Raw genomic sequence first — 19,808 nt, 5'->3', positions numbered from 1 at the left:
GCAGGGCGGAACACCCGCTCATAGCTTCGGCTTGTGACCAAACGACAGATTGTGGGTCTCGCCTGTGCCGCGGCCGCCGTCGCGTCGGGCCTGGGGGCCGCTTCACCGGCCGCCGCCGCCCCGACGGTGCACCACGTGAAACCGGGCGAGTCCATCCAGAAAGCCATGAACTCCGCGAAGCCGGGGGACGTCGTCCTCCTCGCCCCCGGCACCTACCACGAGAGCGTCGACGTCGGCGTGTCGGGCGTGACCCTGCAGGGCTCCGGAGCCCGGTCCACCGTCCTCGTCCCCGCCGCCTCCGAAACCTCCGAAACCTCCGAAACCTCCGCCACTTCCGAGACCTCCGCCGCCTCCGACAAGTCCGCCGCCGACAGCGCCTGCGCGAAGGCGGGCAACGGCGTCTGCGTGACCGGCACCGAGGCCGACCCCGTCAAGAACGTCACCGTCCGCTCCCTGACGCTGCGCGGCTTCTCCAAGTCCGGTCTGTGGGCGACGGGGACCGACCGGCTCAGGGTCGAGAAGGTGACGTCGGAGAAGAACGGCCAGTGGGGCATCGCCCAGGAGCGGTCCCTGCGCGGTGTGTTCCGCGGCAACACCGCGACGGGCAACGGCGACGCCGGGCTCTTCCTCGCCAACACGGTCTCCGCCGAGGAGGGGGCCGTGGACACCCGCAGGGCGGTGATCAGCCACAACCGCCTCCGGGACAACCGGATCGGCCTCACGGTGCGGCGGCTGCGGAACCTGACGGTCGACCACAACGAGGCGACCGGCAACTGCACCGCGATGTTCCTCGTCGGCGACGAGAACACGCCCCGCCCCGGTGAACTGCGCGTGGTGGCCAACGACGTCCACGCCAACAACAAGTACTGCGCGAAGACCGCCCGGCTCCCCTATCTGCAGGGTTCGGGGATCATCCTCACCGGCGTCGAGGACTCCCTGGTGGCGGGCAACCGGGTCGAGGACAACGTGGGCGAGGCCCCCATGTCGGGCGGCATCGTGCTGGCCAAGAACTTCAAGAACGCCCTCAACCAGCGCAACGCGATCCGCGACAACGTGGTCGTGCGCAACGGCACGGCCGACCTGGCCGTGCAGGACGACGGCGAGGGCAACACCTTCCGCGACAACACGTGCGCGACCTCCCGGCCCGGCGGATTGTGCTGACCCGTGCCGCTCCTCAGGACAAGTCCCCACCCTCATCACCACCCCCGACACGAGCCCCATCACGCGCCGCATCACGCGGGCAGAAGCGAGGCACCACATGACGACCGTCGATCCGGCACCCGCGCCTGATCTCGCTCCCCCGCCACCCATGCGGCTCAGGGAGCTCGTATTCGGCGCGGCGTGCGCCGCCGCCGTCCGCGCGGCGGCCCGCCTGGGTGTCGCCGACGCCCTGGAAGACGTCCCCATGAGCGTGGACGATCTGGCGGCGGCGGTGAAGACCCAGCCGCGCACCCTGCGCCGGCTGCTGCGCGCGCTGTCCAGCCAGGGCGTCTTCGCCGAGCGCCCCGACGGGACGTTCGCGCACACGGAGATGTCCCGGCTGCTGCGCGAGGACGATCCGCACAGCCTGCGGTACATCGCCCTGTGGTGCACCGAGCCGTGGACGTGGAACGTGTGGCCGAAGCTCGACGAGGCGGTGCGCTCCGGCCGGAACGTCTTCGAGGACGTCTACGACCGGGAGTTCTTCACCTACCTCAACACCGAGGCCCCCGAGTCGGCCCACGTGTTCAACCGGGCCATGACGACGTCCAGCAGGCAGTCGGCGCAGGACGTCGCCGAACTCCTCGACCTGCGGGACGCGACCTCGGTCGCGGACATCGGCGGCGGTCAGGGGCACGTGGTGGCCAGCCTACTGGAGAAGCACCCCGGGATGCACGGCACCCTGCTCGATCTGCCGGGCGTCGTCGAGAACGCCGATCCGCGGCTGCGCGAGGGCGGCGCCCTCGCCTCCCGCGTGCGCGTCGTCCCCGGGGACTGCCGCGAGGCCATCCCGGTGGAGGCGGACGTCTACATCATCAAGAACATCCTCGAGTGGGACGACGAGAGCACGCGCCGGACGCTGGCCAACGTCCGTGCGGCGGCGCGGCCCGGGGCCCGGGTCGTCGTCATCGAGAACCTCGTGGACGACACCCCGTCGATGAAGTTCACGACGTCGATGGACCTGCTGCTGCTCCTCAACGTCGGCGGCGCGAAGCACACCCGGCAGAGCATGGTGGAGCGGCTGACCGACGCCGGGCTCGCGATCGGTGAGATCCGCCCCGTCAACGCGTACCTCCACGCCTTCGAGTGCACCGTGCCCGCCTGAGCGGGCCCGAACCGAGGCCGCCGGCCCCGCGTCCCACGCGGTGGCCGGCGGCCTCGTGTCGTTCCCCGGCGCCCGGTCAGGACGGGGCGCCCCGCTCCCAGCGGTAGAAGCAGTGCGCCATGGCGTCCTTGGGGCTGCGCCAGGTCGTCGGGTCGTACGCGCTGACGTACGCCGAGAGCTGCTCGCTGACACTGCGGAACTCGGGGTGCCCGGCCGCCTTCGCGATGGCGGCCGCGGGGTCCTGCTCGGACTCGATGAGGTGCAGGTACACGTCGCCGAACTGGAACAGGCTGCGCCGGTCGACACCGATGAGGTGCGGGAGTTCACCGCGGTCGGAGGCGGCGAACACGTCGGAGATCGCGGGCGCCGAACCGGGCGCCATGCGGGCGACGATCAGGGAGTGGTGCATCGGTCTTCCTTCCTCGCCCGGCCGTCAGCGCGGCGTGACGGACGCCTTCTGGCGCTCCCGCGCGGCCTTCTCGATCTTGTCGCGGATGAGGGCCATCTGCGTGACGGAGTTCCGGTTGATGTTGTCCGTCATCCAGGAGTCGTCGACGGGGGCCTCGGGCTTCATCGCGAAGTCCTGCACCCAGTCCATGCGGGTGCCCTCCGGGGTCTGCGCGTAGTCCCACCGGATGTTCATGTGGGCGAAGGGGCCGGTCTCGACGCGGCGGGCGCGCACGGTCCGCTCGGCGCGGTTCACGGTCCGCTCCGAGATCCAGCTCCAGACCTTCCCGTTGTCGTCCGGGTGCATGGTCAGGCGGAAGGTCGTCGTGTCGCCGTCGCGGGAGAGGACGTCGAGGGACGCGTACTCGCTGAAGAGCCGCGGCCAGTTCTCGATGTCGTTGGTGATCTCCCAGACGAGGTCGAGAGGGGCGTCGATGGTGATGCTGTTCTCGGTGTGTGCCATGTCAGGCTCCGGCCTTGAGGGCGTTGTTGACGAGGTCGAGGAACGCGCGGGGCGTCTTGCAGCGCTCCGAGTCGGGAGGCAGGGACCGGCCGTAGCGGTTCTCGATCTCGCCGACGATGCCGAGCAGGCCGAGCGAGTCGATGCCGCGCGCGTCGAAGGGGGCGTCGGGGTCCTGCGCGAGTTCCCGGGGGTCGACGGTGATCCCGGCCGCCTTCTTCATCAGGCCGGCCAGTTCGTCGTAGGTGACTTCGGTGGTGATCATGCGGGTGTTCTCCTTCCCGCCCGGTGCTACCGGGCGGATCCGTCGCCGCGGCGCACTACGAGCGCCGCGTTGGAGCCCATGAGTCCCCGGCTGAGGACCAGGGCCGTGCGCAGCTCGGCGGGGCGAGCGCGGGACATCACCAGATCCAGGTCGTGGCAGATGTCGAACACGTTGGGCGTGGGGGGTATCTGGCCGTGCTCCAGGGCGTACACAGCCGCCGTCACGTCCAGGACGGACGCCGCGCAGTAGGCGCGCCCGATGCCGCTCTTGGGGGCCGTGACGGGGACGCGGGTGCCGTGGGCGCCCAGGGCGTCGGCGAGGGCCAGCGCCTCTGCGCGGTCCGCCTCCGGGACGCCGAGGGCGTCGGCGAACACGACGTCGATCTCCTCGGGGGCGCAGCCGGCCTCGTCGAGGGCGCCCCGGATCGCGTGGGCGAGACCCTCTCTGGAGCGCTCCCACCGGGACGCGCCCGTGAAGGTGGCGGCGTGCCCGGCGACGACGGCGCGCACCGGCGCGTCCCGGTCGCGGGCCCGGCTCTCCTCCTCCACGACGAGGACGGCGCCGCCCTCGGCGGGCGAGAACCCCCGCGCCGCCGTGGTGAAGGGCAGATAGGCGCGTTCGGGTTCCTCGGCGGTGCTGAGCTCCGGGTATCCGAGCTGGCACACCATCGAGTACGGGGCGAGCGGGGCCTCCGTGGCGCCGACGACGAGGGCCTCGGTGCCGCGCCGCACGGCGCGGGCCGCGTGCGCGATCGCGTCCAGGCCGCCGGCCTCGTCGCTCGCGACGACCCCGCACGGTCCCTTGAAGCCGCTCCAGATGGAGATCTGGCCGGTGCTGGCCGCGTAGAACCAGGCGATGGACTGGTAGGGGCCGACGAACTTGGAGCCCTGGCCCCACAGTTTCTGCAGTTCGCGCTGGCCGAACTCGCCGCCGCCGGACCCCGCGGCGGTGAACACGCCGATGGAGTACGGGTCCTCGGGTGCGCCGCGGCCGATGCCCGCGTCGTCGAGTGCCTGGGCGGCCGCGGCCATCGCGAAGTGGCTGAACCGGTCCGTCTGGACCAGGAACGGCTCCTCGATCCGGTCCTCGGCGTCGAAGCTGCGGACCTCGCCGCCGACGCGCAGCGGCAGGTTCTCGCAGCCCTCGCGGGTGATCCGGTCCAGGACGAACAGGCCTTCCCGGACGGATTTCCAGTACGCGTCGGCGTGCAGTCCGTTGGGCGCGATCACACCGATGCCGGTGATGACCGCCCGCCGGGGGCGCTGACCGCTCATCGTGTCCTCCCACCTGGCCCGGCCAGGAGCACCGCCGACTGGAAGCCGCCGAATCCGCTGCCGACGGAGAGCACGTTCCTCAGCTTCCGGGGGCGGGCGGTGCGCGGTACGTAGTCCAGGTCGCACTCGGGGTCGGGCGTCTCGTAGTTGGCGGTGGGCGGCACCACCTGGTGCTGGAGCGCGAGGACGCAGGCGGCCACCTCGATCGCGCCGATCGCGCCCAGGGAGTGGCCCACCATGGATTTGATGGAGCTCATCGGGGTGTCGTAGGCGTGGGCGCCCAGGGACAGCTTGACGGCGGCCGTCTCGTGCCGGTCGTTCTGCCGAGTGCCGGAGCCATGGGCGTTGACGTAGTCGATCAGCGTGGGGTCGAGCCGGGCCTGCCCGAGGGCGGTGTCGATCGCCCGGGCCATCTCCCGGCCCTCGCTGGTCAGACCGGTCATGTGGTAGGCGTTGCCGTAGGTGGCGTAGCCGCTGATCTCGCAGTACACGTGGGCGCCGCGCGCCCGGGCGTGCTCGGCCTCCTCCAGGACGAGGACCGCCGCTCCCTCTCCCATGACGAAGCCGTTGCGGTCCGCGTCGAAGGGTCTGGAGGCGTGCTCGGGGTCGTCGTTGTTGGGTGAGGTCGCCCTGATCGCGTCGAAGCAGGCCATGGTGATCGGTGACACCGGGGAGTCCGAGGCACCGGCGATGCAGACGTCGGCTCGGCCCTCCTGGACGGTGTGGAAGGCGTAGCCCACCGCGTCGAGTCCGGAGGTGCAGCCGGTGGAGACGGTCTGTACGGGGCCCTGGGCGCCGAACTGTTCGGCGACGACCGCGGCGAGGGTGCTCGGCGCGAAGGCCAGATGGAGTTTCGGTTCGGCCGCGCGGTGGTCCACGTCCCAGCGCTTGCCGCGGTCGCTGACGAGGACGTAGTCGTGCTCCAGGCGGGTGGTCCCGCCGATGGCGCTGCCGAGGGAGACGCCGATCCGCCAGGGGTCCTCGCGGCCGGTGTCGATCCCGGAGTCGCGCACGGCCTCTCCGGCGGCGGCGACGGCGAACTGGATGTACCGGTCCGTGTGGTCGCGCACGTCGAGGGGCAGGCCGTGGGCGTCCGGGTCCCAGTCGCACTCGGCGGCGATCCGTGAGCGCAGGCCCGCCGGGTCGAACAGCGTGATGCCGCGGGTCGCCGTCCGTCCGTTGGACAGGAGGTCCCAGAACGCCGTGGCGCCGATCCCCCCGGGAGCGACCACCCCGATGCCGGTGACCGCCACCCGCCGGGTCACCTTATGACCTCGCTTGGTTCGGGCTCCTCGGTGTCGACGTGGCCGAGGCGCGGTTCCGGGGCGAGCGGGCCGAGGTGGAAGACCATGCGGGCCTCCACGTCGCCGACGTTGCGGAAGCGGTGCCGCACGTCGATCGGGATCAGCAGTCCCTGGTCCGGCCGCAGCTCGTGCGTGTCCCCGTCCAGGTCCACCTCGAGGGCGCCCTGCACGACGTACACGAACTCCTCGGAGTACGGGTGGTAGTGCTCGCCGATGCGCTCTCCGGGCTGGATCAGGGCGAGGCCCATGAAGCCGCTGGTGGAGCCGACCGTGGCGGGGGTGAGCATGGCCCGCAGGTCACCTCCGCGCCGGCGGTTGGGCTCGGTCTCGCTCAGGTCCACGATGCGTGGATGCTTGATCATGCGTGATACCTCCGGTGGGGTGGTGGCGTCGCGGGTCCGGCCCGCGGACGCCGGCGGGGTCCGTCAGGAGCCGGCCGAGCTGCGGTCGGTGACCGGCGTCATGTCGATGTGCGACAGGAGCCGGTTGATGTTCCGGTCCGTGTGCAGGGAGCCCTCCACACCGATCGCGGCGAGGTCGATGAGGCGCTCGGCCTCCCCGTCCCCCTCCAGGCCCTTGAGGCCGACGGACGCCACGGGGTCGGAGTCGAGTTCGCCCGTGATGTCGATGAGGCGCACCACGGTGTCGTCGCGCTGGAAGACCGTGGCCGCGTACACGGGGCTCGCCGGGTCGTCGGCCGCGGCCGCGTCCTGGAGGGCGAGCAGCCGGGCCAGGTCCATCCCGCGGCCTTCCTTGGCCGGGTAGTGGAGCGCGTGCCGGCTCAGGCCCTCGGGGGCCGGCCGGTCGGACACGACGTGGTGGACGGCCGGGAGCGCGGCGCGGGTGAAGAAGACGCGCGCCGACTCGGGGTCGGTCAGGTCCCGGTCCTGCTCCAGGTAGGGGTTGACGGCTTCCTCGACGGCCCGGATCTCCGGCTGGCGGGCGACGTGGCGCAGCGCCGCGAGGAGGTCTCCCTCGACTTCCACGGCGCGTACGACGCGGTTGCCGTGCATGAAGAGCGAGGTGCGGCGCAGCCGCGTGGTGTCGTCGACCTGGGCCTGGGGCGAGCGGTACGCCGCGAGGATCTCCGCGACCTTCGACTCGGAGCCCGGCTTGACGGTGAACGTGAGGGCGTGGCGCGCCGCGCCGTCGCCGACCCGGGCCTTCGCCTGCGTGGTCGCCGCCGCCGGCTCGGGGGTGGTCGGCCCGGCGGGGGTGGTCTCGCGCAGGATGCTGTAGCGCATCGACCGGGTGTCCCGGACGCAGCTGTGCATCGGGCGGACGGTCTCGACGTGCTCCTCGCTGTTCACCCAGGCGAGGAACGGCGGGGCGCTCTCCCACTCGCTGGTGATGAGCCACTGCGAGGGGTTCTCGATCGACTGGCAGAGCTGGTCACTGAGGTGACCGGGGACCGAAGCGACCTGGTTGCGCATGTGCTCGTACGCGTCGAGGAACTGCTGCTGGGCTCCTTCGTACAGGTCGAGCAGGAGGATCACCCGCAGCCTGGAGCCGTCGAACGCCGACTGCGATATGCGTCCTGAGATGGACATACCGGCACGCCTCTCTCTTTTTCGTCGAGGGTCTGGTGCGACTCTTCGTCGAGGGTCTGGTGCGACCGTCGCGTCCGAAACAGCGCGGTCGCCATGAGCCGATCGTCGACGCGGGTCCCGACCTCGCGCGAACCGCACGGTCCGGTCGGGTGAATTAGGTGCCCGGCAGGTGCTTCCGACGCGCGAAGTGGTACAGCGCGGCGTGCAATGTGGGCGACATCCCTCACTCATGTCGCAGGTGACGCTGGAGGCAGTCACATGACCCGTTCGCACGAGGCCCCCGAGGCCGTGCAGCACACACCCGTACTCATCGTCGGCGGCTCCCTCGTGGGCCTGTCGACCTCCCTGTTCCTGGGACGCCTGGGCGTCCCGCATCTGCTCGTCGAACGCCATTCGGGCACGTCGATCCATCCGCGCGGGCGCGGCAACAACGTGCGCACGATGGAGTTGTTCCGCGTGGCCGGGGTGCGGGAGCGCATCGAGGAGGCCGCGTCGGTCCTGGCCGGCAACCACGGAATCCTCCAGACCCCGACGCTCGTGGGTGACGCCGGCGAGTGGCTGTTCAAGGAGATCGACCCCGGGGGCGGGCTCGCCCGCTTCAGCCCGGGCAGCTGGTGCCTGTGCAGCCAGAACGACCTGGAGCCGGTGCTGCTCGACAGCGCGCGGGAGCTGGGCGGCGATCTGCGGTTCGGCACGGAGCTGATGTCGTTCGAGCAGGACGCCGAGGGGGTGACCGCGCGGCTCAAGGCGCGGGACACCGGCGAGCACACGACCGTCCGCGCGGACTACCTGGTCGCGGCGGACGGGCCGCGCAGCCCGGTCCGTGAGCACCTCGGCATCGGGCAGAGCGGCCCCGGCGACCTGTTCCACAACGTGAGCGTCACGTTCACCTCGCGCGGCCTCGCCGACGTCGTGGGCGACCGGCGCTTCATCGTGTGCTACCTCACCGACCCGGAGGCGGACGGCGCGCTGCTGCCCGTCGACAACCGCGAGCACTGGGTCTTCCACGCTCCCTGGCACCCCGAACACGGCGAGACGCTGGAGGAGTTCACGGACGAGCGGTGCGTCGCGCACATCCGGCGGGCCGTCGGGGTGCCGGACCTCGACGTGGAGATCACCGGCCGGGCCGCGTGGCACGCCGCCGAGCGGGTCGCCGAGCGGTACGGGGAGCGGCGGGTGTTCCTCGCCGGTGACTCGGCCCACGAGATGTCGCCCACCGGGGCGTTCGGCTCCAACACCGGTATCCAGGACGCGCACAACCTCGCGTGGAAGCTGGCCGCCGTGCTGGGCGGCTGGGCCGGGCCCGGCCTGCTGGAGACCTACGACGCGGAGCGGCGGCCCGTCGCGGAGGCGACGAGCGCGCGGGCTTCCTCGCGCTCGGTCGAACACAGCCATCCCGGCTACACGCCCGGCCCGGAGGCCGGCGGTCCGGGCGGACCCGGCGGCGGGCCTGGCGGCTCAGGCGGCTCCGGTGGCCCGAGTGGCGGTCCCGGTGGCGGTCCTGGCGGCTCCGGTGGCCCGAGTGGCGGACCTGGTGGTCCCGGTAGCGGTCCTGGTGGTCCCGGTGGCGGACCCGGTGGTCCGAGTGGCAGCCCCGGCGGGCCGGGCGGCGGTCCTGGCGGTCCCGGTAGCGGTCCCGGTGGCCCGGGTGGCAGCCCCGGCGGTCCCGGTGGCAGCCCCGGTGGTCCCGGCGGCGCACCCGGTGGCTCGGGTGGCGGTCCCGGCGGACCCGGTGGCGGTCCGGGTGGCAAGAAGGGCGGGATCCTCAACGTGGCGCTCGCCTACCGCTACCCGCGCGGAGCCGTCCTCGGGACCGACCCGGCGACCCCGGTCGTGCCGGACGGCGTACGGCTGACCGGCGAGCCCGGAAGCCGCGCCCCGCACGTGTGGCTGGACCGCGCCGGGGACCGGATCTCCACCCTCGACCTGTACGAGCGGTCGCTGGTGCTCCTCAGCTCGGAGGGCAGCGGCGCCGGCTGGCACACCGCGGCGGGGCGTCTCGCGGCGGCGATGTCCGTACCGCTGGACTCCTACCGGATCGGCACCGGTCCCGCGGCCGAGCTGTCGCCCGCGTCCGACACGGACTGGGCCGAGGCGCACGGCGTCGGCGGGGACGGTGCGGTGCTGGTCCGCCCGGACGGATTCGTCGCGTGGCGGTCCGAAGGATCGGTCGCGGACCCGGAGTCGGCACTGCGGGAGGCGCTCACCGCGATCCTGGCCCGCGCCTGAGGGCCCGCGCCCGAGGGTCCGCGCCCGAGGGTCCGGCCGGCTCAGACGAGGTGGGCGAAGACGACGAGGTTGTCGGTGTAGTCCCGTACCGAGCGGTCGTAGTCCCCCGCACAGGTGATCAGCCGGACCTGGGCCTGCGGGGTGTCCGCGTACACGCGCTTGTCGGGGAAGTCGTCCTTCGCGAAGGTCTCGACGCTGTCCACGACGAAGGAGGCGGTCCGCCGGTCGGACCGCTTCACGGTGAACCGGTCGCCCTTCTTCAGGTCGCTGAGTCCCGCGAACACCGCGGGGGACGTCTTCGTGTCGACGTGCCCGGCGATGATCGCCGTGCCCACCTCGCCCGGTGACACTCCGTCGGCCTGCCAGCCGACCAGGTTCGTGTCGTCGGCGGGCGGGGGTTGCAGCTGGCCGGTGGGGCCGATGGAGAGGCCGGTGAAGGGGGCGTCGACGCCGATCTTCGGGATGAGCAGCCGCTTCGGCCGGGCCCGCGGCAGGTGTTTTCCGAGGGCGCGGGGGGCCGCCGAGGGCGGTGCGTGCGTCGCCGAGGACGGGGCGTGTGTCGCGGGGGAACCGGTCGTGACCGAGGGTCCGGACGGTTCGTCATGACCGCCGAACAGGCTCACCGCGAGGACGAGCAGGCCGAGGGCCCAGGCGGCCCACACGCCGGGACGGGACCCGTTCGCGGGCGGCTCGGGATCGGGCTCAGCGGAGGAAGGCGACCGGGCTGCCATCAGAGACCACCTCAAGGGAACGAGCGGAGCGGAGGAGCAAGAGAAGCGGGAGGAACGTGCCCGGCACTGCCGGGAGGGGGAGAAGCGAAGGGCCAGCCGGGCCGCCGCGCGAGGTTCAGGCGGCGGCCCCGGCCGCTATGACAGGCACCGGTCAGGACGCGTCGGACGCGCTCTTGCGGCGCATCGCGAACAGTCCGGCCGCGGCGACACCCAGGACCGCCAGACCGCCGGCCGTGACACCCGGGTTGGCGAGCGCGCCGCCACCGGTGTGCATGCCACCGGTCGGCTTCTCGTGGTCGGAGCCACCCCAGGACTCGCTGTCGCTGTCGTTCTTGTACGTCTCCGGGTCGTACTTCTCCTTGTCCTTCGTCCAGTCGTCCGGCTTGTCCGCCGTCAGCGCGCCACCGCCGGTGTGCATCCCACCGCTCGGCTTGCCGTGCTCCTCCTCGCCGCCCCAGTCCTTACGCTCGTCGCCGCCGGACTCCGAGCCGCCCTTCTCCTTGTCCTTCGTCCAGTCGTCCGGCTTGTCCGCCGTCAGCGCACCGCCGCCGGTGTGCATCCCGCCGCTCGGCTTGCCGTGCTCCTCCTCGCCGCCCCAGTCCTTGCGCTCGTCGCCGCCGGACTCCGAGCCGCCCTTCTCCTTGTCCTTCGTCCAGTCGTCGGGCTTGTCGGCCGTCAGCGCACCGCCACCGGTGTGCATCCCGCCGCTCGGCTTGCCGTGGTCGCTGTCCTTGCCGTGCTCCTTGCTGTAGGAAGAGTCGTCGTTGTTGTTCCAGTCGCCCCCGGAGGCGGCGAAGGCGCCGGGCGCGGCGATGGCGAGAGCGGCCGTGGCCGTCGCCGTGGCGAGAAGAATGCGGGCAGAACGCATCGTCGGAATTCCTTCCGCCGCGGCCAGGCCGCTGACCCCTTGTCAGCTGTCGACCAGCCCCGGCGTGATCACCGTCAGCCAGACCTGACCCGCGCACCACTCGAGCCGTCCACCCGGATCACCCCACCGGGGCCTTGCGCCGGGTGCCACCCCTCGGCCGGTCCCGGCCCAGCCACCCGCCCTGAGCTGGCATTTAACGGCGTGTGAGAACGCGTACGCGATCCGCGGCGCGCCGCGCGTACAACCCGATCGGCGGCGACACGACTGCGCGCGGCCCGTCCCCCGAACGCCCGGCCACACTCCCGGTCGCTGACGATCCGTCCGCAGGAGGGCCGAGAAGGCGACGCGCCACGACCACCACCTGGCCAGGCGTCAACTGGGCCCGGACCAGGGCTACTTGGCGGCGGGGGAGCAGCTCGAGGCGGCCCGGAAGGATCCCCCGTCAGGCGTAACAGCCCTCGGCCCCGACCAGGACCGAGGTGACGCAAGACGCGCGTGGTGGAGACCCGGCCCTCCCCCGGCCACCGCGGCTCGACCCGTCGCGCGGCGGGTCGAGCACCAGGTGCGTCGTTCGGTCCTACTTCTCCTGTCCGGTGAGCAGCGTGGTGATCTCGTCGGCGAGGTCCTCGCCGAGTTCGCCCCAGCCGTCCTTGTATCCGTAGACGCTCGCGAGGGTGCGGGCGTCGTAGTCGCCGTTCATGATCTCGATGTCGTTCGCGGTGATGAGCGAGGGGTGGGCGACGCCGACGGCGCCCGAGACCTTGAGGAGTTCCTTGCGCAGGGTGCGCAGGTAGACGGCGGCCCGGGTGGACTTCGAGGCGGGGTCGACGCCGCGCACCAGCCAGGGGTCCTGGGTGGCGATACCGGTGGGGCACTTGTCGGTGTGGCACTTCTGGGCCTGGATGCAGCCGATGGACAGCATCGCCTCGCGTCCCACGTTGATCATGTCGACGCCGAGGGCGAAGGCGACGGCGGCGTTCTCGGGCAGGCCGAGCTTGCCTGAGCCGATGAAGGTGACGGAGTCGGTCAGGCCGCGCTCGGCGAAGGTGCTGTAGACGCGGGAGAAGCCCATGCGGAAGGGCAGCGACACCGAGTCCGTGAAGATGAGCGGGGCCGCGCCGGTGCCGCCCTCGCCGCCGTCGATCGTCACGAAGTCGACGCCGCGGTCGCCGCTCGACATCAGCGTGGCGAGCTCCTGCCAGAAGTCCATCTCGCCGACCGCGCTCTTGATGCCGACCGGCAGACCGGTCGCGTCCGCGATCCGTTCCACGAAGTCGAGCATCGAGTCGACGTCGTGGAAGGCGGTGTGCCGGGACGGGGACGCGCAGTCCTTGCCGGCCGGGATACCGCGTATGGCCGCGATCTCGGGGGTCACCTTGGCGCCGGGCAGCATGCCGCCGAGGCCGGGCTTGGCGCCCTGCGACAGCTTGATCTCGATCGCCTTGACCGGGGCGCCCGCGACGACCTCCTTCAGCTTGTCGAGGTCGAACATGCCGTTCTCGTCGCGGCAGCCGAAGTACGAGGTGCCGATCTGGAGAATCAGGTCACCCCCGCTCCGGTGGTACGGGGAGAGGCCGCCCTCGCCCGTGTTCTGCATCGTGCCGGCGAGCGCGGCGCCCTTGTTGAGCGCGGTGATGGCGGCGCCGGAGAGCGAGCCGAAGCTCATCGCGGAGATGTTGACGACGCTGGCGGGGCGGAACGCCTTGGCGCGGCCGCGGGGCCCGCCGAGGACCTTGGCCGAGGGCAGCGGGGCCTGCGGGTCGTGCAGGTCGGGCAGCGGCCCGGCGAAGGTGCGCTGCTTCACGTACGCGTGCCCCTGGATGTGCTCCACGTCGACGTCGGTGCCGAAGCCGAAGTAGTTGTTCTCCTCCTTCGCCGACGCGTAGATCCAGGTGCGCTGGTCGCGGCTGAAGGGGCGCTCCTCCTCGTTGGAGGTCACGACGTACTGCCGCAGCTCGGGGCCGATCGTCTCCAGGAGGTACCGGGCGTGCCCGATCACCGGGAAGTTCCTGAGCAGCGCGTGCTTCTTCTGGACGAGGTCCCGGGCCGCCACGAGGGCCACCGCCGTGACCGCCGCCGCACCGATACTCCGAGCACGCATGAATGGTTCCTCTCCTGGACTGACGTCGTGACCCCCGCGGGCGATCGTAGAGGCCATGTGCGGAGACGCTCCGCGAGGGGCGCCGGTTCGGGGCGCCGGGCCCCGGCTCAGCCGGTCGCGGACTCAGCCGGTCGCGGGCTCGCCCCAGCCGAGCGGGTGCGGCAGACCGGCCGGGTCGTCGGCGAGCGGCGCCGGGGGCTCCCCGACCGCCTCGCCGAAGGCGGTCAGCGCGTCGATGAGGGCGGTGCGCCGCTCGGGGGCCAGCCGCTGGACGATCGCCGCGATCTCCTGGCGGCGGCGCGCGGTGACGTGCTCGACCGTGCGCCGGCCCTCGTCGGTGAGCTGGAGGATGGTCTCGCGGCGGTTGTCCGGGTTGATCCGGCGGTCGGCGAGACCGGCCGCGATGAGCCGGTCGACCATCCGCATGGCGGTCGACGGCGCGACCCCCAACAGCTCGGCGAGCGCCACGAGTTTGGTCGCCCCGCGGGTCGACAGGACGACCAGCATGCGGAACTGAGGGAGCGTCACCCGGTCCTCGACCTCGGCGAGGGAGCGGGCGGAGAGCGCGACGAGCACCCGGGAGGCGGTCAGCACGGCACGCGTCACGGCGTCGACATCGTCGAGGTCACCGTCCCCGTGCCCTGAACCGGCCTCGCGTCCGGTGCGCTCCGCTGCTGTGCCGCGCTCCGCCGGAGCCGCTTTCCTGGCCATGGCACCTTTCTACCCTGCGTCCCCGTCCGGTACGGCGACGGCCCTCACGTCACACGGAGTCCGGGGTGGGCCGGCCGCGTCCTGCCGCGTTCCGGGCCCGGCAGGCGGCGAGGGCGTCGGCGAGGGTGGGGTGCAGTCCGCCGGTCAGGCGTCCGGCGCCCGCGGCGAGGAGGGCGCGGCGCACGGTGGTGCGGGCCACGACGGCGAGCACGGCGCCGCCCGCTCCCATCCGCAGGGCGGCCTCGGCGAAGCGCAGGGCGCCGTCGGCGTGCACCGACTCGACGGCCGCGAGGTCCACGACGAAGTGCCGCTGGCCGATCCGCGCCATCCGCAGGAGCGGCCCGCACAGCCGGTCCGCCCGGTCCGCGTCGAGCTCACCCGTGACATCGACGACGAGGATGCCGCCGTCCTCCCAGTGCGCGCTGTCGGCCGGTCGCGGTGGCACCACGCGTCCCCCTCGGTCCCGGGGCCGACGTCCGGTCGCGGGCCCACCTCTGCGCACCTGCCCATCCCCGGGCGTCCCACACCGGACCCGCTGTCGGTCAGGGGTGGGTCGTCGAGACGACGAAGACCATGGGGTGGTCGGGGTTGGACCGGTTCACGACCACGCTGAGGGTGGGCGCGGGGTCCTTCTGGTCGTGCGTGAGGCCGTACCAGGGGCCGGGGCCGGTGAAGTCCCAGCCGGCGACGTGCCGGTCCCGCGCGCCGATCGCCTCGTCGTCCCGCTTCAGCTTGGACGGGTCGGAGCCGACGTTGCGCAGGAAGCTGTCGAGGCCCGTGTTGCTCGTGAGGAACTGCGCGTACAGGCGGCTGACCTTGTAGTTGTTGGTCTCGTAGTACGCGACGTCCCGCGAGTAGGCCGGTACGGGTATCTGGTAGAGGCGGCGCTGCACCTTCGACGGCCAGCCGATGGTGAGGCCCGTCGCCGAGTACTTCTCCTCCTTGTCCTTGCCGCTGTCCCGGCTCTGGTTCGCCGAGATCACCAGGTAGCCGGCGGGGATGCCGATGAGCAGCCCGATGGTGAGGAGGGTGAGGGCGCGGCGGCGGATCACATGGCCGCGGGCCTCCGCCTCGCGCGGCGGTTCCGCGTCGGGGGCCGGGGACGGGCGGGACGTGGTCATGCTGGGGTTTCCTGTCACTTCACTACGGTCTCGGTCGGCTGTCCGGTCAGTCCTGGTCACCGCCGGTGCGCGCCTGGGAATAACGCTCGTAGCGCTCGTAGCGTTCCACCCGGCGGCGCTTGGCCCGGCGGAAGCGGCGGGCGACGAGCCGGGACAGGTCCGCGGCGCCGACCATGCCGGCCTCGGGGCCGAGCTGGGCGCGGGCGATACGGGCCTCGGGGCGGTAGCCGCGGCCGGTCAGCTGGCGCTTGAACGCGTCGCGGGCCGGGCCGATCAGCAGGTCGTCGGCCGCGGACACGCCGCCGCCGATGACGAAGCAGGAAGGGTCGAGGGCCGCGGCGAGGTTGGCGATGCCGACGCCGAGCCACTGGCCGATGTCCTGGAGCAGCTCGACGCACATGGCGTCGCCCTCGCGGGCCAGCTCCGTGATGAGGGGGCCCGTGATGTCCGGGACATGGCCCTTGACCCGCTCGATGATGTTGTACGCGACCGGGGAGTCGGCGGCGGCCAGCTCGCGAGCCTCCCTGACCAGCGCGTTCCCCGAGCTGTACTGCTCCCAGCAGCCGCGGTTGCCGCACGGGCAGCGGTGCCCGCCGGGCACGACCTGCATGTGGCCGAACTCACCGGCGACGCCGAACTTGCCGCGCTTGACCTGGCCGTCCTCCAGGATCGCGCCGCCGATGCCGGTACCGAGCGTGATCATGACGAGGTGGTCCTCGCCGCGCCCGGCGCCGAAGCGCCACTCCGCCCAGGCGGCGGTGTTCGCGTCGTTGTCGACGAGTACGGGGACCGAGAGGCGGCCGGAGAGGCGGTCGCGCAGGGGTTCGTTGCGCCAGGACAGGTGCGGGGCGAACAGGACGCGGTTGCGGTCCGCGTCGACCCAGCCGGCGGCGCCGATGCCGACGGCGTGCACGTCGTGGCGGTCGGACAGGTCCAGGACGAGCTCGACGATGGTGTCCTCGACGACCTTCGGGCTCTTCGACTTGTCCGGGGTCTCGGTGCGCAGCGTCTCCAGGATGGTGCCGTCGGCGTCGACGACGCCGGCCATCACCTTGGTGCCGCCGATGTCGATGCCGACCGTGGGGACGCGGGGGGCGGTCAGGTGCGAGCGTCGTTCCCTCGTGCCGACCGTTCGCAGGACGGTCGCGCGGGCGCTGCCACGGTAGGTACTCATTGCCGCGATTCTGCCACGGGGGGCACTCCGTTTCGCGGGATGCCCATGGCCCGGGGGCCGTCGCCGTCGTGTCGCGGCTGCGGGCCGGTGGGGCTTCTCGCGCAGTTCCCCGCGCCCCTGAAATGCAGACCCTTCGGGTCGCATTTCCCCGATGAAGGCGCGGCGAAGCCGCATGCCTTCAGGGGCGCGGGGCTGTGACATCAGCGGCTCCGCCGCGGTGCGCGACCAGCCCCCACCGGGCCGCGGCCGCGATCCAGCCACCGCCCCCGGCGACTACGCGGCGCCCGGACCGCCCAGGTGGCGCGGGGCGGGGGCCCGTTCCAGGGCGTGACGGAGGTCATCCAGCTCGCTGCCCCCGGCCATCTGCCGGGTCAGCTCGTCCAGCGAGATCTCGTCCCGCGCATGGCTCCCGAACATCGCCCCGCGCTTGAGCAGGATGAAGTGATCGCCGACCAGATAGGCGTGGTGCGGATTGTGCGTGATGAGCACCACGCCGAGCCCCGCGTCCCGCGCCGCGGCCACGTACTTGAGGACGACCCCGGACTGCTTCACGCCGAGCGCCGCCGTCGGCTCGTCGAGCACGAGCACCTTCGCGCCGAAGTACACGGCACGGGCGATGGCGACACACTGCCGCTCACCGCCGGACAGCGTGCCGATGGGCTGGTCCACGTCCCGCAGGTCGATCCCCATGCGGAGCAGCTCCGCGTGGGCCGTGCGGCGCATGAAGTCGACGTCGAGCCGCTTGAACGGCCCGCTCCCCTTCGTCGGCTCGGAGCCGAGGAAGAAGTTCCGCCACACCGGCATCAGCGGCACCACGGCCAGGTCCTGGTACACGGTGGCGATGCCCCGGTTGAGGGCGTCGCGCGGATTGGCGAGCTTCGTCTCCTCGCCCTCGATCGCGAACGAGCCGGCGTCGTGCTGGTGCAGCCCCGCGATGATCTTGATGAGGGTGGACTTGCCCGCGCCGTTGTCGCCGAGGACGCAGGTGATGTCACCCGCGTTCACGGTCAGCGAGACGTCCTCCAGCGCCCGGATGTTGCCGTAGTGCTTGCTGACCCCGGCCAGCTCGACCAGCGGCACGCTCGCGCCCTTCTTCACGTCCCCGCTCTTCTCGTCCCCGCTCTTCCCGTCCCCGCTCTTCCCGTCCCCGCTCACTTGATCGCCTCCGCGCGCTTGCGGACCCACGCGTTGAGCAGGGTCGCGAGGAGCAGCATCGCTCCGAGGAAGAACTTGAACCAGTCCGAGTTCCACTCGGCGAACACGATGCCCTTGCTGGTCATGCCGAAGATCAGCGCGCCGATGGCGGCGCCGACCGCGGAACCGTAGCCACCGGTGATGAGGCAGCCGCCGATGACGGCCGCGACGATGTAGATCAGCTCGTTGCCGACGCCCTCGCCGGACTGGACGACGTCGAACGAGAACAGCAGGTGCTGGCCGGAGATCCAGGCGCCGAACGCGACGCCCATGTAGAGGCCGATCTTGGTCTTGTTGACCGGGACGCCGACCGCGCGGGCGGAGTCGACGTCGCCGCCGACCGCGAAGATCCAGTTGCCGACGCGGGTGCGCAGGAGCAGCCAGGTGGCCACGAGGACGAGGGCCAGCCACCACAGGATGGTGATCTTGAAGTCGACGCCGCCGATCGTGATCGTGGAGGCGAAGACGTCCTTGGCGGAGCCGAAGCCCTCCATGTCGGAGATCGACTTGGTGGAGACGGTGCCGCTGATCAGCTTGGTGAAGCCCAGGTTCATGCCGGTCAGCATCAGGAAGGTGCCGAGCGTGATGATGAAGCTGGGCAGTTTCGTCCGGGTCAGCATGAAGCCGTTGAACGCGCCGATGGCGAGCGTGACCAGCAGGGACACCCCGACGCCGACCCAGACGTTCGCCGTCATCTGGTAGCTGAACATCGACGAGACCAGCGCGGACGAGGTCACGAGGACACCGGCCGACAGGTCGAACTCGCCGCCGATCATCAGCAGCGCCACCGGCACGGCCATGATGCCGAGGGTCGAGGACGCGTAGAGGACGGTCGCGAGGCTGGAGGCGCGCAGGAAGCTGTCGGCGAAGATCGAGAAAAAGACGAAGACCGCGAGGGCGCCGACGACCGAGCCGAGCTCGGGCCGCCCCATCAGTTTCTTCAGCGGCGAGGTCTTGATCAGGCGTTCGTCGAGTCGCTCCGCGGGCTCGCGCCCGGGCTGCTTCTCGGGAACCGTGGTGGTCATCGTGTCCCCCGCTTCGCGAATTCCTCCAGCTCGGCGGCCTGATCCTTGGTCACGATCTGCGGGCCGGTGAGGACCGGTCGGCCGCCGCCGAGCACGTTGGCGTTGTACCGGTAGAGCCAGAGCAGGTCGACGGCCTCGTAGCCCTGGAGGTAGGGCTGCTGGTCCACGGCGAAGCCGAGGTCGCCGCTCCTGAGGCCCTGGGCGACCTTCTCGTTGAGGTCGAAGGTGTCGATCTCGGCCTTGCTGTCCGCGTCCTGCTTCGCCTTGACGGCGGTGGCGGCGAACGGGGCGCCGAGCGTGACGACCGAGTCGATCGACTTGTCGGACTGCAGCTTGGCCTCGATGGAGGACTGCACGTCGGGCATGTTGGTGCCCTCGACGTACAGGTTCGACATCTTGCCGTCGAAGGTCGACTTGGCTCCCGCGCAGCGCTGCTCGTGGCCGACGTTGCCCTGCTCGTGCAGGACGCACAGGGCCTTCTTGCGGCCGCGCTTGTTGAGCTCCTCGCCGACGGCCTCGCCCGCGATCGTCTCGTCCTGCCCGATGTGGGTGAGGGCGCCGAACTTCTTGGACTCGGCCGAGCCGGAGTTCACCGTGATGACGGGGATGCCGGCCTTGCGGGCGCGGGCCACGGCCGCCTTCATCGCGTCGGGCTTTGCGAGTGTGACGATGATGCCGTCGACCTTCTTGTCGACGGCGGCGTCCACGAGCTGCGCCTGCTGCTGGGCCTCGTCGTTGTGCGAGTAGACGAAGTTGATGTTGTCCTTGCGCGCGGCCTCCTCGGCCCCGCTCTGGACGATGTCCCAGAAGGTGTCGCCATCGCCCGAATGGGTGATCATGGCGAAGGTCCAGCGCGGGGTGCTCACCGCCGCCTTGCCCCGCGCGGCACTGGCCTTGCGGGCGTCCTCCGCCCGCTTGCCGCCGGTGCTGCTGCATCCCGCCAGCGAGAGGCCGAGCGCCCCCGCTACGGCGATGCTCACCCAGGTCCGAAACCGTGCCACGAGGCCGTGCCCTTCTTGGTCTGCTGCGTCGTTCACCGGGACCGGCGC

General features: G+C 71.8%; 20 protein-coding genes. 3 read left to right on the top strand and 17 right to left on the bottom strand.

The genetic code is table 11. The features are described from left to right. Nucleotides 1-33: 33 nt before the first annotated feature. Both ACIBTU_RS14140 and ACIBTU_RS14135 read left to right on the top strand, forming a co-directional pair. Nucleotides 34-1,161 (top strand): nitrous oxide reductase family maturation protein NosD, encoded by a 1,128-nt coding sequence (locus tag ACIBTU_RS14140; RefSeq protein WP_399126349.1) that lies wholly within the window; start codon nt 34-36, stop codon nt 1,159-1,161. Nucleotides 1,162-1,258: 97 nt separating this feature from the next. Then, complete coding sequence (locus ACIBTU_RS14135; RefSeq protein WP_399126348.1) at nt 1,259-2,305, top strand: methyltransferase; 1,047 nt, start codon at nt 1,259-1,261, stop codon at nt 2,303-2,305. 76 nt (nt 2,306-2,381) lie between these two features. On the opposite strand, the gene ACIBTU_RS14130 is transcribed toward ACIBTU_RS14135, so the two are convergent. The 7 genes from ACIBTU_RS14130 to ACIBTU_RS14100 all read right to left on the bottom strand — a co-directional run bounded on the left by ACIBTU_RS14130 (nt 2,382) and on the right by ACIBTU_RS14100 (nt 7,605). Further along, nucleotides 2,382-2,714 (bottom strand): TcmI family type II polyketide cyclase, encoded by a 333-nt coding sequence (locus tag ACIBTU_RS14130; protein WP_399126347.1) that lies wholly within the window; start codon nt 2,712-2,714, stop codon nt 2,382-2,384. 24 nt (nt 2,715-2,738) lie between these two features. Next, nucleotides 2,739-3,215 (bottom strand): SRPBCC family protein, encoded by a 477-nt coding sequence (locus ACIBTU_RS14125; RefSeq protein ID WP_399126346.1) that lies wholly within the window; start codon nt 3,213-3,215, stop codon nt 2,739-2,741. A gap of 1 nt (nt 3,216) precedes the next feature. Further along, on the bottom strand, nt 3,217-3,477 hold the full coding sequence (locus tag ACIBTU_RS14120) for an acyl carrier protein (protein WP_399126345.1): 261 nt from the start codon (nt 3,475-3,477) through the stop codon (nt 3,217-3,219). Between the two features lie 26 nt (nt 3,478-3,503). Further along, complete coding sequence (locus ACIBTU_RS14115) at nt 3,504-4,751, bottom strand: beta-ketoacyl synthase N-terminal-like domain-containing protein (protein WP_399126344.1); 1,248 nt, start codon at nt 4,749-4,751, stop codon at nt 3,504-3,506. Then, the gene (locus ACIBTU_RS14110) at nt 4,748-6,016 is read right to left on the bottom strand and encodes a beta-ketoacyl-[acyl-carrier-protein] synthase family protein (RefSeq protein ID WP_399126343.1); all 1,269 of its coding nucleotides are present in this window, start codon (nt 6,014-6,016) and stop codon (nt 4,748-4,750) included. Before ACIBTU_RS14110 ends, ACIBTU_RS14115 begins: the two co-directional genes overlap by 4 nt. After that, a complete protein-coding gene (locus tag ACIBTU_RS14105) occupies nt 6,013-6,417 on the bottom strand; it encodes a cupin domain-containing protein (protein WP_399126342.1) in 405 nt (134 codons plus the stop codon). The genes ACIBTU_RS14110 and ACIBTU_RS14105 overlap by 4 nt, the downstream gene beginning before the upstream one ends. 63 nt (nt 6,418-6,480) lie before the next feature. After that, nucleotides 6,481-7,605, bottom strand: a complete 1,125-nt coding sequence (locus tag ACIBTU_RS14100) for a SchA/CurD-like domain-containing protein (protein WP_399126341.1) — start codon at nt 7,603-7,605, stop codon at nt 6,481-6,483. A gap of 258 nt (nt 7,606-7,863) precedes the next feature. Here ACIBTU_RS14100 and ACIBTU_RS14095 point away from each other — a divergent pair, with 258 nt between their 5' ends. Next, entirely contained in the window at nt 7,864-9,834 is a 1,971-nt protein-coding gene (locus ACIBTU_RS14095) for an FAD-dependent oxidoreductase (protein WP_399126340.1), read from the top strand. Between the two features lie 41 nt (nt 9,835-9,875). On the opposite strand, the gene ACIBTU_RS14090 is transcribed toward ACIBTU_RS14095, so the two are convergent. The 10 genes from ACIBTU_RS14090 to ACIBTU_RS14045 all read right to left on the bottom strand — a co-directional run bounded on the left by ACIBTU_RS14090 (nt 9,876) and on the right by ACIBTU_RS14045 (nt 19,760). After that, nucleotides 9,876-10,565 (bottom strand): class F sortase, encoded by a 690-nt coding sequence (locus ACIBTU_RS14090; RefSeq protein WP_399126339.1) that lies wholly within the window; start codon nt 10,563-10,565, stop codon nt 9,876-9,878. A gap of 151 nt (nt 10,566-10,716) precedes the next feature. Next, the gene (locus ACIBTU_RS14085; RefSeq protein WP_399126338.1) at nt 10,717-11,433 is read right to left on the bottom strand and encodes a hypothetical protein; all 717 of its coding nucleotides are present in this window, start codon (nt 11,431-11,433) and stop codon (nt 10,717-10,719) included. Between the two features lie 577 nt (nt 11,434-12,010). After that, nucleotides 12,011-13,534, bottom strand: coding sequence for an FMN-binding glutamate synthase family protein (locus ACIBTU_RS14080; protein WP_399126337.1), 1,524 nt, complete (start codon nt 13,532-13,534; stop codon nt 12,011-12,013). Nucleotides 13,535-13,657: 123 nt separating this feature from the next. Continuing rightward, nucleotides 13,658-14,245 carry a MarR family winged helix-turn-helix transcriptional regulator gene (locus ACIBTU_RS14075; protein WP_399126336.1) on the bottom strand — a complete coding sequence of 196 codons (588 nt, stop codon included), beginning with the start codon at nt 14,243-14,245 and terminating at the stop codon, nt 13,658-13,660. Nucleotides 14,246-14,294: 49 nt separating this feature from the next. Continuing rightward, on the bottom strand, nt 14,295-14,693 hold the full coding sequence (locus tag ACIBTU_RS14070; protein ID WP_399126335.1) for an STAS domain-containing protein: 399 nt from the start codon (nt 14,691-14,693) through the stop codon (nt 14,295-14,297). Nucleotides 14,694-14,787: 94 nt separating this feature from the next. Beyond that, the gene (locus ACIBTU_RS14065) at nt 14,788-15,366 is read right to left on the bottom strand and encodes a sugar kinase (protein ID WP_399126334.1); all 579 of its coding nucleotides are present in this window, start codon (nt 15,364-15,366) and stop codon (nt 14,788-14,790) included. A 46-nt stretch (nt 15,367-15,412) separates the two neighbouring features. Next, complete coding sequence (locus ACIBTU_RS14060; protein WP_399126333.1) at nt 15,413-16,540, bottom strand: ROK family glucokinase; 1,128 nt, start codon at nt 16,538-16,540, stop codon at nt 15,413-15,415. A 273-nt stretch (nt 16,541-16,813) separates the two neighbouring features. After that, on the bottom strand, nt 16,814-17,638 hold the full coding sequence (locus ACIBTU_RS14055) for an ATP-binding cassette domain-containing protein (protein ID WP_399126576.1): 825 nt from the start codon (nt 17,636-17,638) through the stop codon (nt 16,814-16,816). 53 nt (nt 17,639-17,691) lie between these two features. Continuing rightward, on the bottom strand, nt 17,692-18,759 hold the full coding sequence (locus ACIBTU_RS14050) for an ABC transporter permease (RefSeq protein WP_399126332.1): 1,068 nt from the start codon (nt 18,757-18,759) through the stop codon (nt 17,692-17,694). Beyond that, nucleotides 18,756-19,760 carry a sugar ABC transporter substrate-binding protein gene (locus ACIBTU_RS14045; RefSeq protein WP_399126331.1) on the bottom strand — a complete coding sequence of 335 codons (1,005 nt, stop codon included), beginning with the start codon at nt 19,758-19,760 and terminating at the stop codon, nt 18,756-18,758. Before ACIBTU_RS14045 ends, ACIBTU_RS14050 begins: the two co-directional genes overlap by 4 nt. Nucleotides 19,761-19,808 lie beyond the last annotated feature (48 nt).

It is taken from the genome of Streptomyces sp. NPDC050145 (assembly GCF_044460245.1).
Lineage (GTDB): Bacteria > Actinomycetota > Actinomycetes > Streptomycetales > Streptomycetaceae > Streptomyces.
This window is presented reverse-complemented; position numbering and strand designations above follow the sequence as displayed.

Coding starts and splice junctions, on each gene's coding strand:
- ACIBTU_RS14135 (WP_399126348.1), top strand. CDS start 1,259: ATGACGACCGTCGATCCGGCACCCGCGCCTGATCTCGCTCCCCCGCCA.
- ACIBTU_RS14130 (WP_399126347.1), bottom strand. CDS start 2,714: ATGCACCACTCCCTGATCGTCGCCCGCATGGCGCCCGGTTCGGCGCCC.
- ACIBTU_RS14125 (WP_399126346.1), bottom strand. CDS start 3,215: ATGGCACACACCGAGAACAGCATCACCATCGACGCCCCTCTCGACCTC.
- ACIBTU_RS14120 (WP_399126345.1), bottom strand. CDS start 3,477: ATGATCACCACCGAAGTCACCTACGACGAACTGGCCGGCCTGATGAAG.
- ACIBTU_RS14115 (WP_399126344.1), bottom strand. CDS start 4,751: ATGAGCGGTCAGCGCCCCCGGCGGGCGGTCATCACCGGCATCGGTGTG.
- ACIBTU_RS14105 (WP_399126342.1), bottom strand. CDS start 6,417: ATGATCAAGCATCCACGCATCGTGGACCTGAGCGAGACCGAGCCCAAC.
- ACIBTU_RS14100 (WP_399126341.1), bottom strand. CDS start 7,605: ATGTCCATCTCAGGACGCATATCGCAGTCGGCGTTCGACGGCTCCAGG.
- ACIBTU_RS14095 (WP_399126340.1), top strand. CDS start 7,864: ATGACCCGTTCGCACGAGGCCCCCGAGGCCGTGCAGCACACACCCGTA.
- ACIBTU_RS14090 (WP_399126339.1), bottom strand. CDS start 10,565: ATGGCAGCCCGGTCGCCTTCCTCCGCTGAGCCCGATCCCGAGCCGCCC.
- ACIBTU_RS14085 (WP_399126338.1), bottom strand. CDS start 11,433: ATGCGTTCTGCCCGCATTCTTCTCGCCACGGCGACGGCCACGGCCGCT.
- ACIBTU_RS14080 (WP_399126337.1), bottom strand. CDS start 13,534: ATGCGTGCTCGGAGTATCGGTGCGGCGGCGGTCACGGCGGTGGCCCTC.
- ACIBTU_RS14075 (WP_399126336.1), bottom strand. CDS start 14,245: ATGGCCAGGAAAGCGGCTCCGGCGGAGCGCGGCACAGCAGCGGAGCGC.
- ACIBTU_RS14065 (WP_399126334.1), bottom strand. CDS start 15,366: ATGACCACGTCCCGCCCGTCCCCGGCCCCCGACGCGGAACCGCCGCGC.
- ACIBTU_RS14060 (WP_399126333.1), bottom strand. CDS start 16,540: ATGAGTACCTACCGTGGCAGCGCCCGCGCGACCGTCCTGCGAACGGTC.
- ACIBTU_RS14050 (WP_399126332.1), bottom strand. CDS start 18,759: ATGACCACCACGGTTCCCGAGAAGCAGCCCGGGCGCGAGCCCGCGGAG.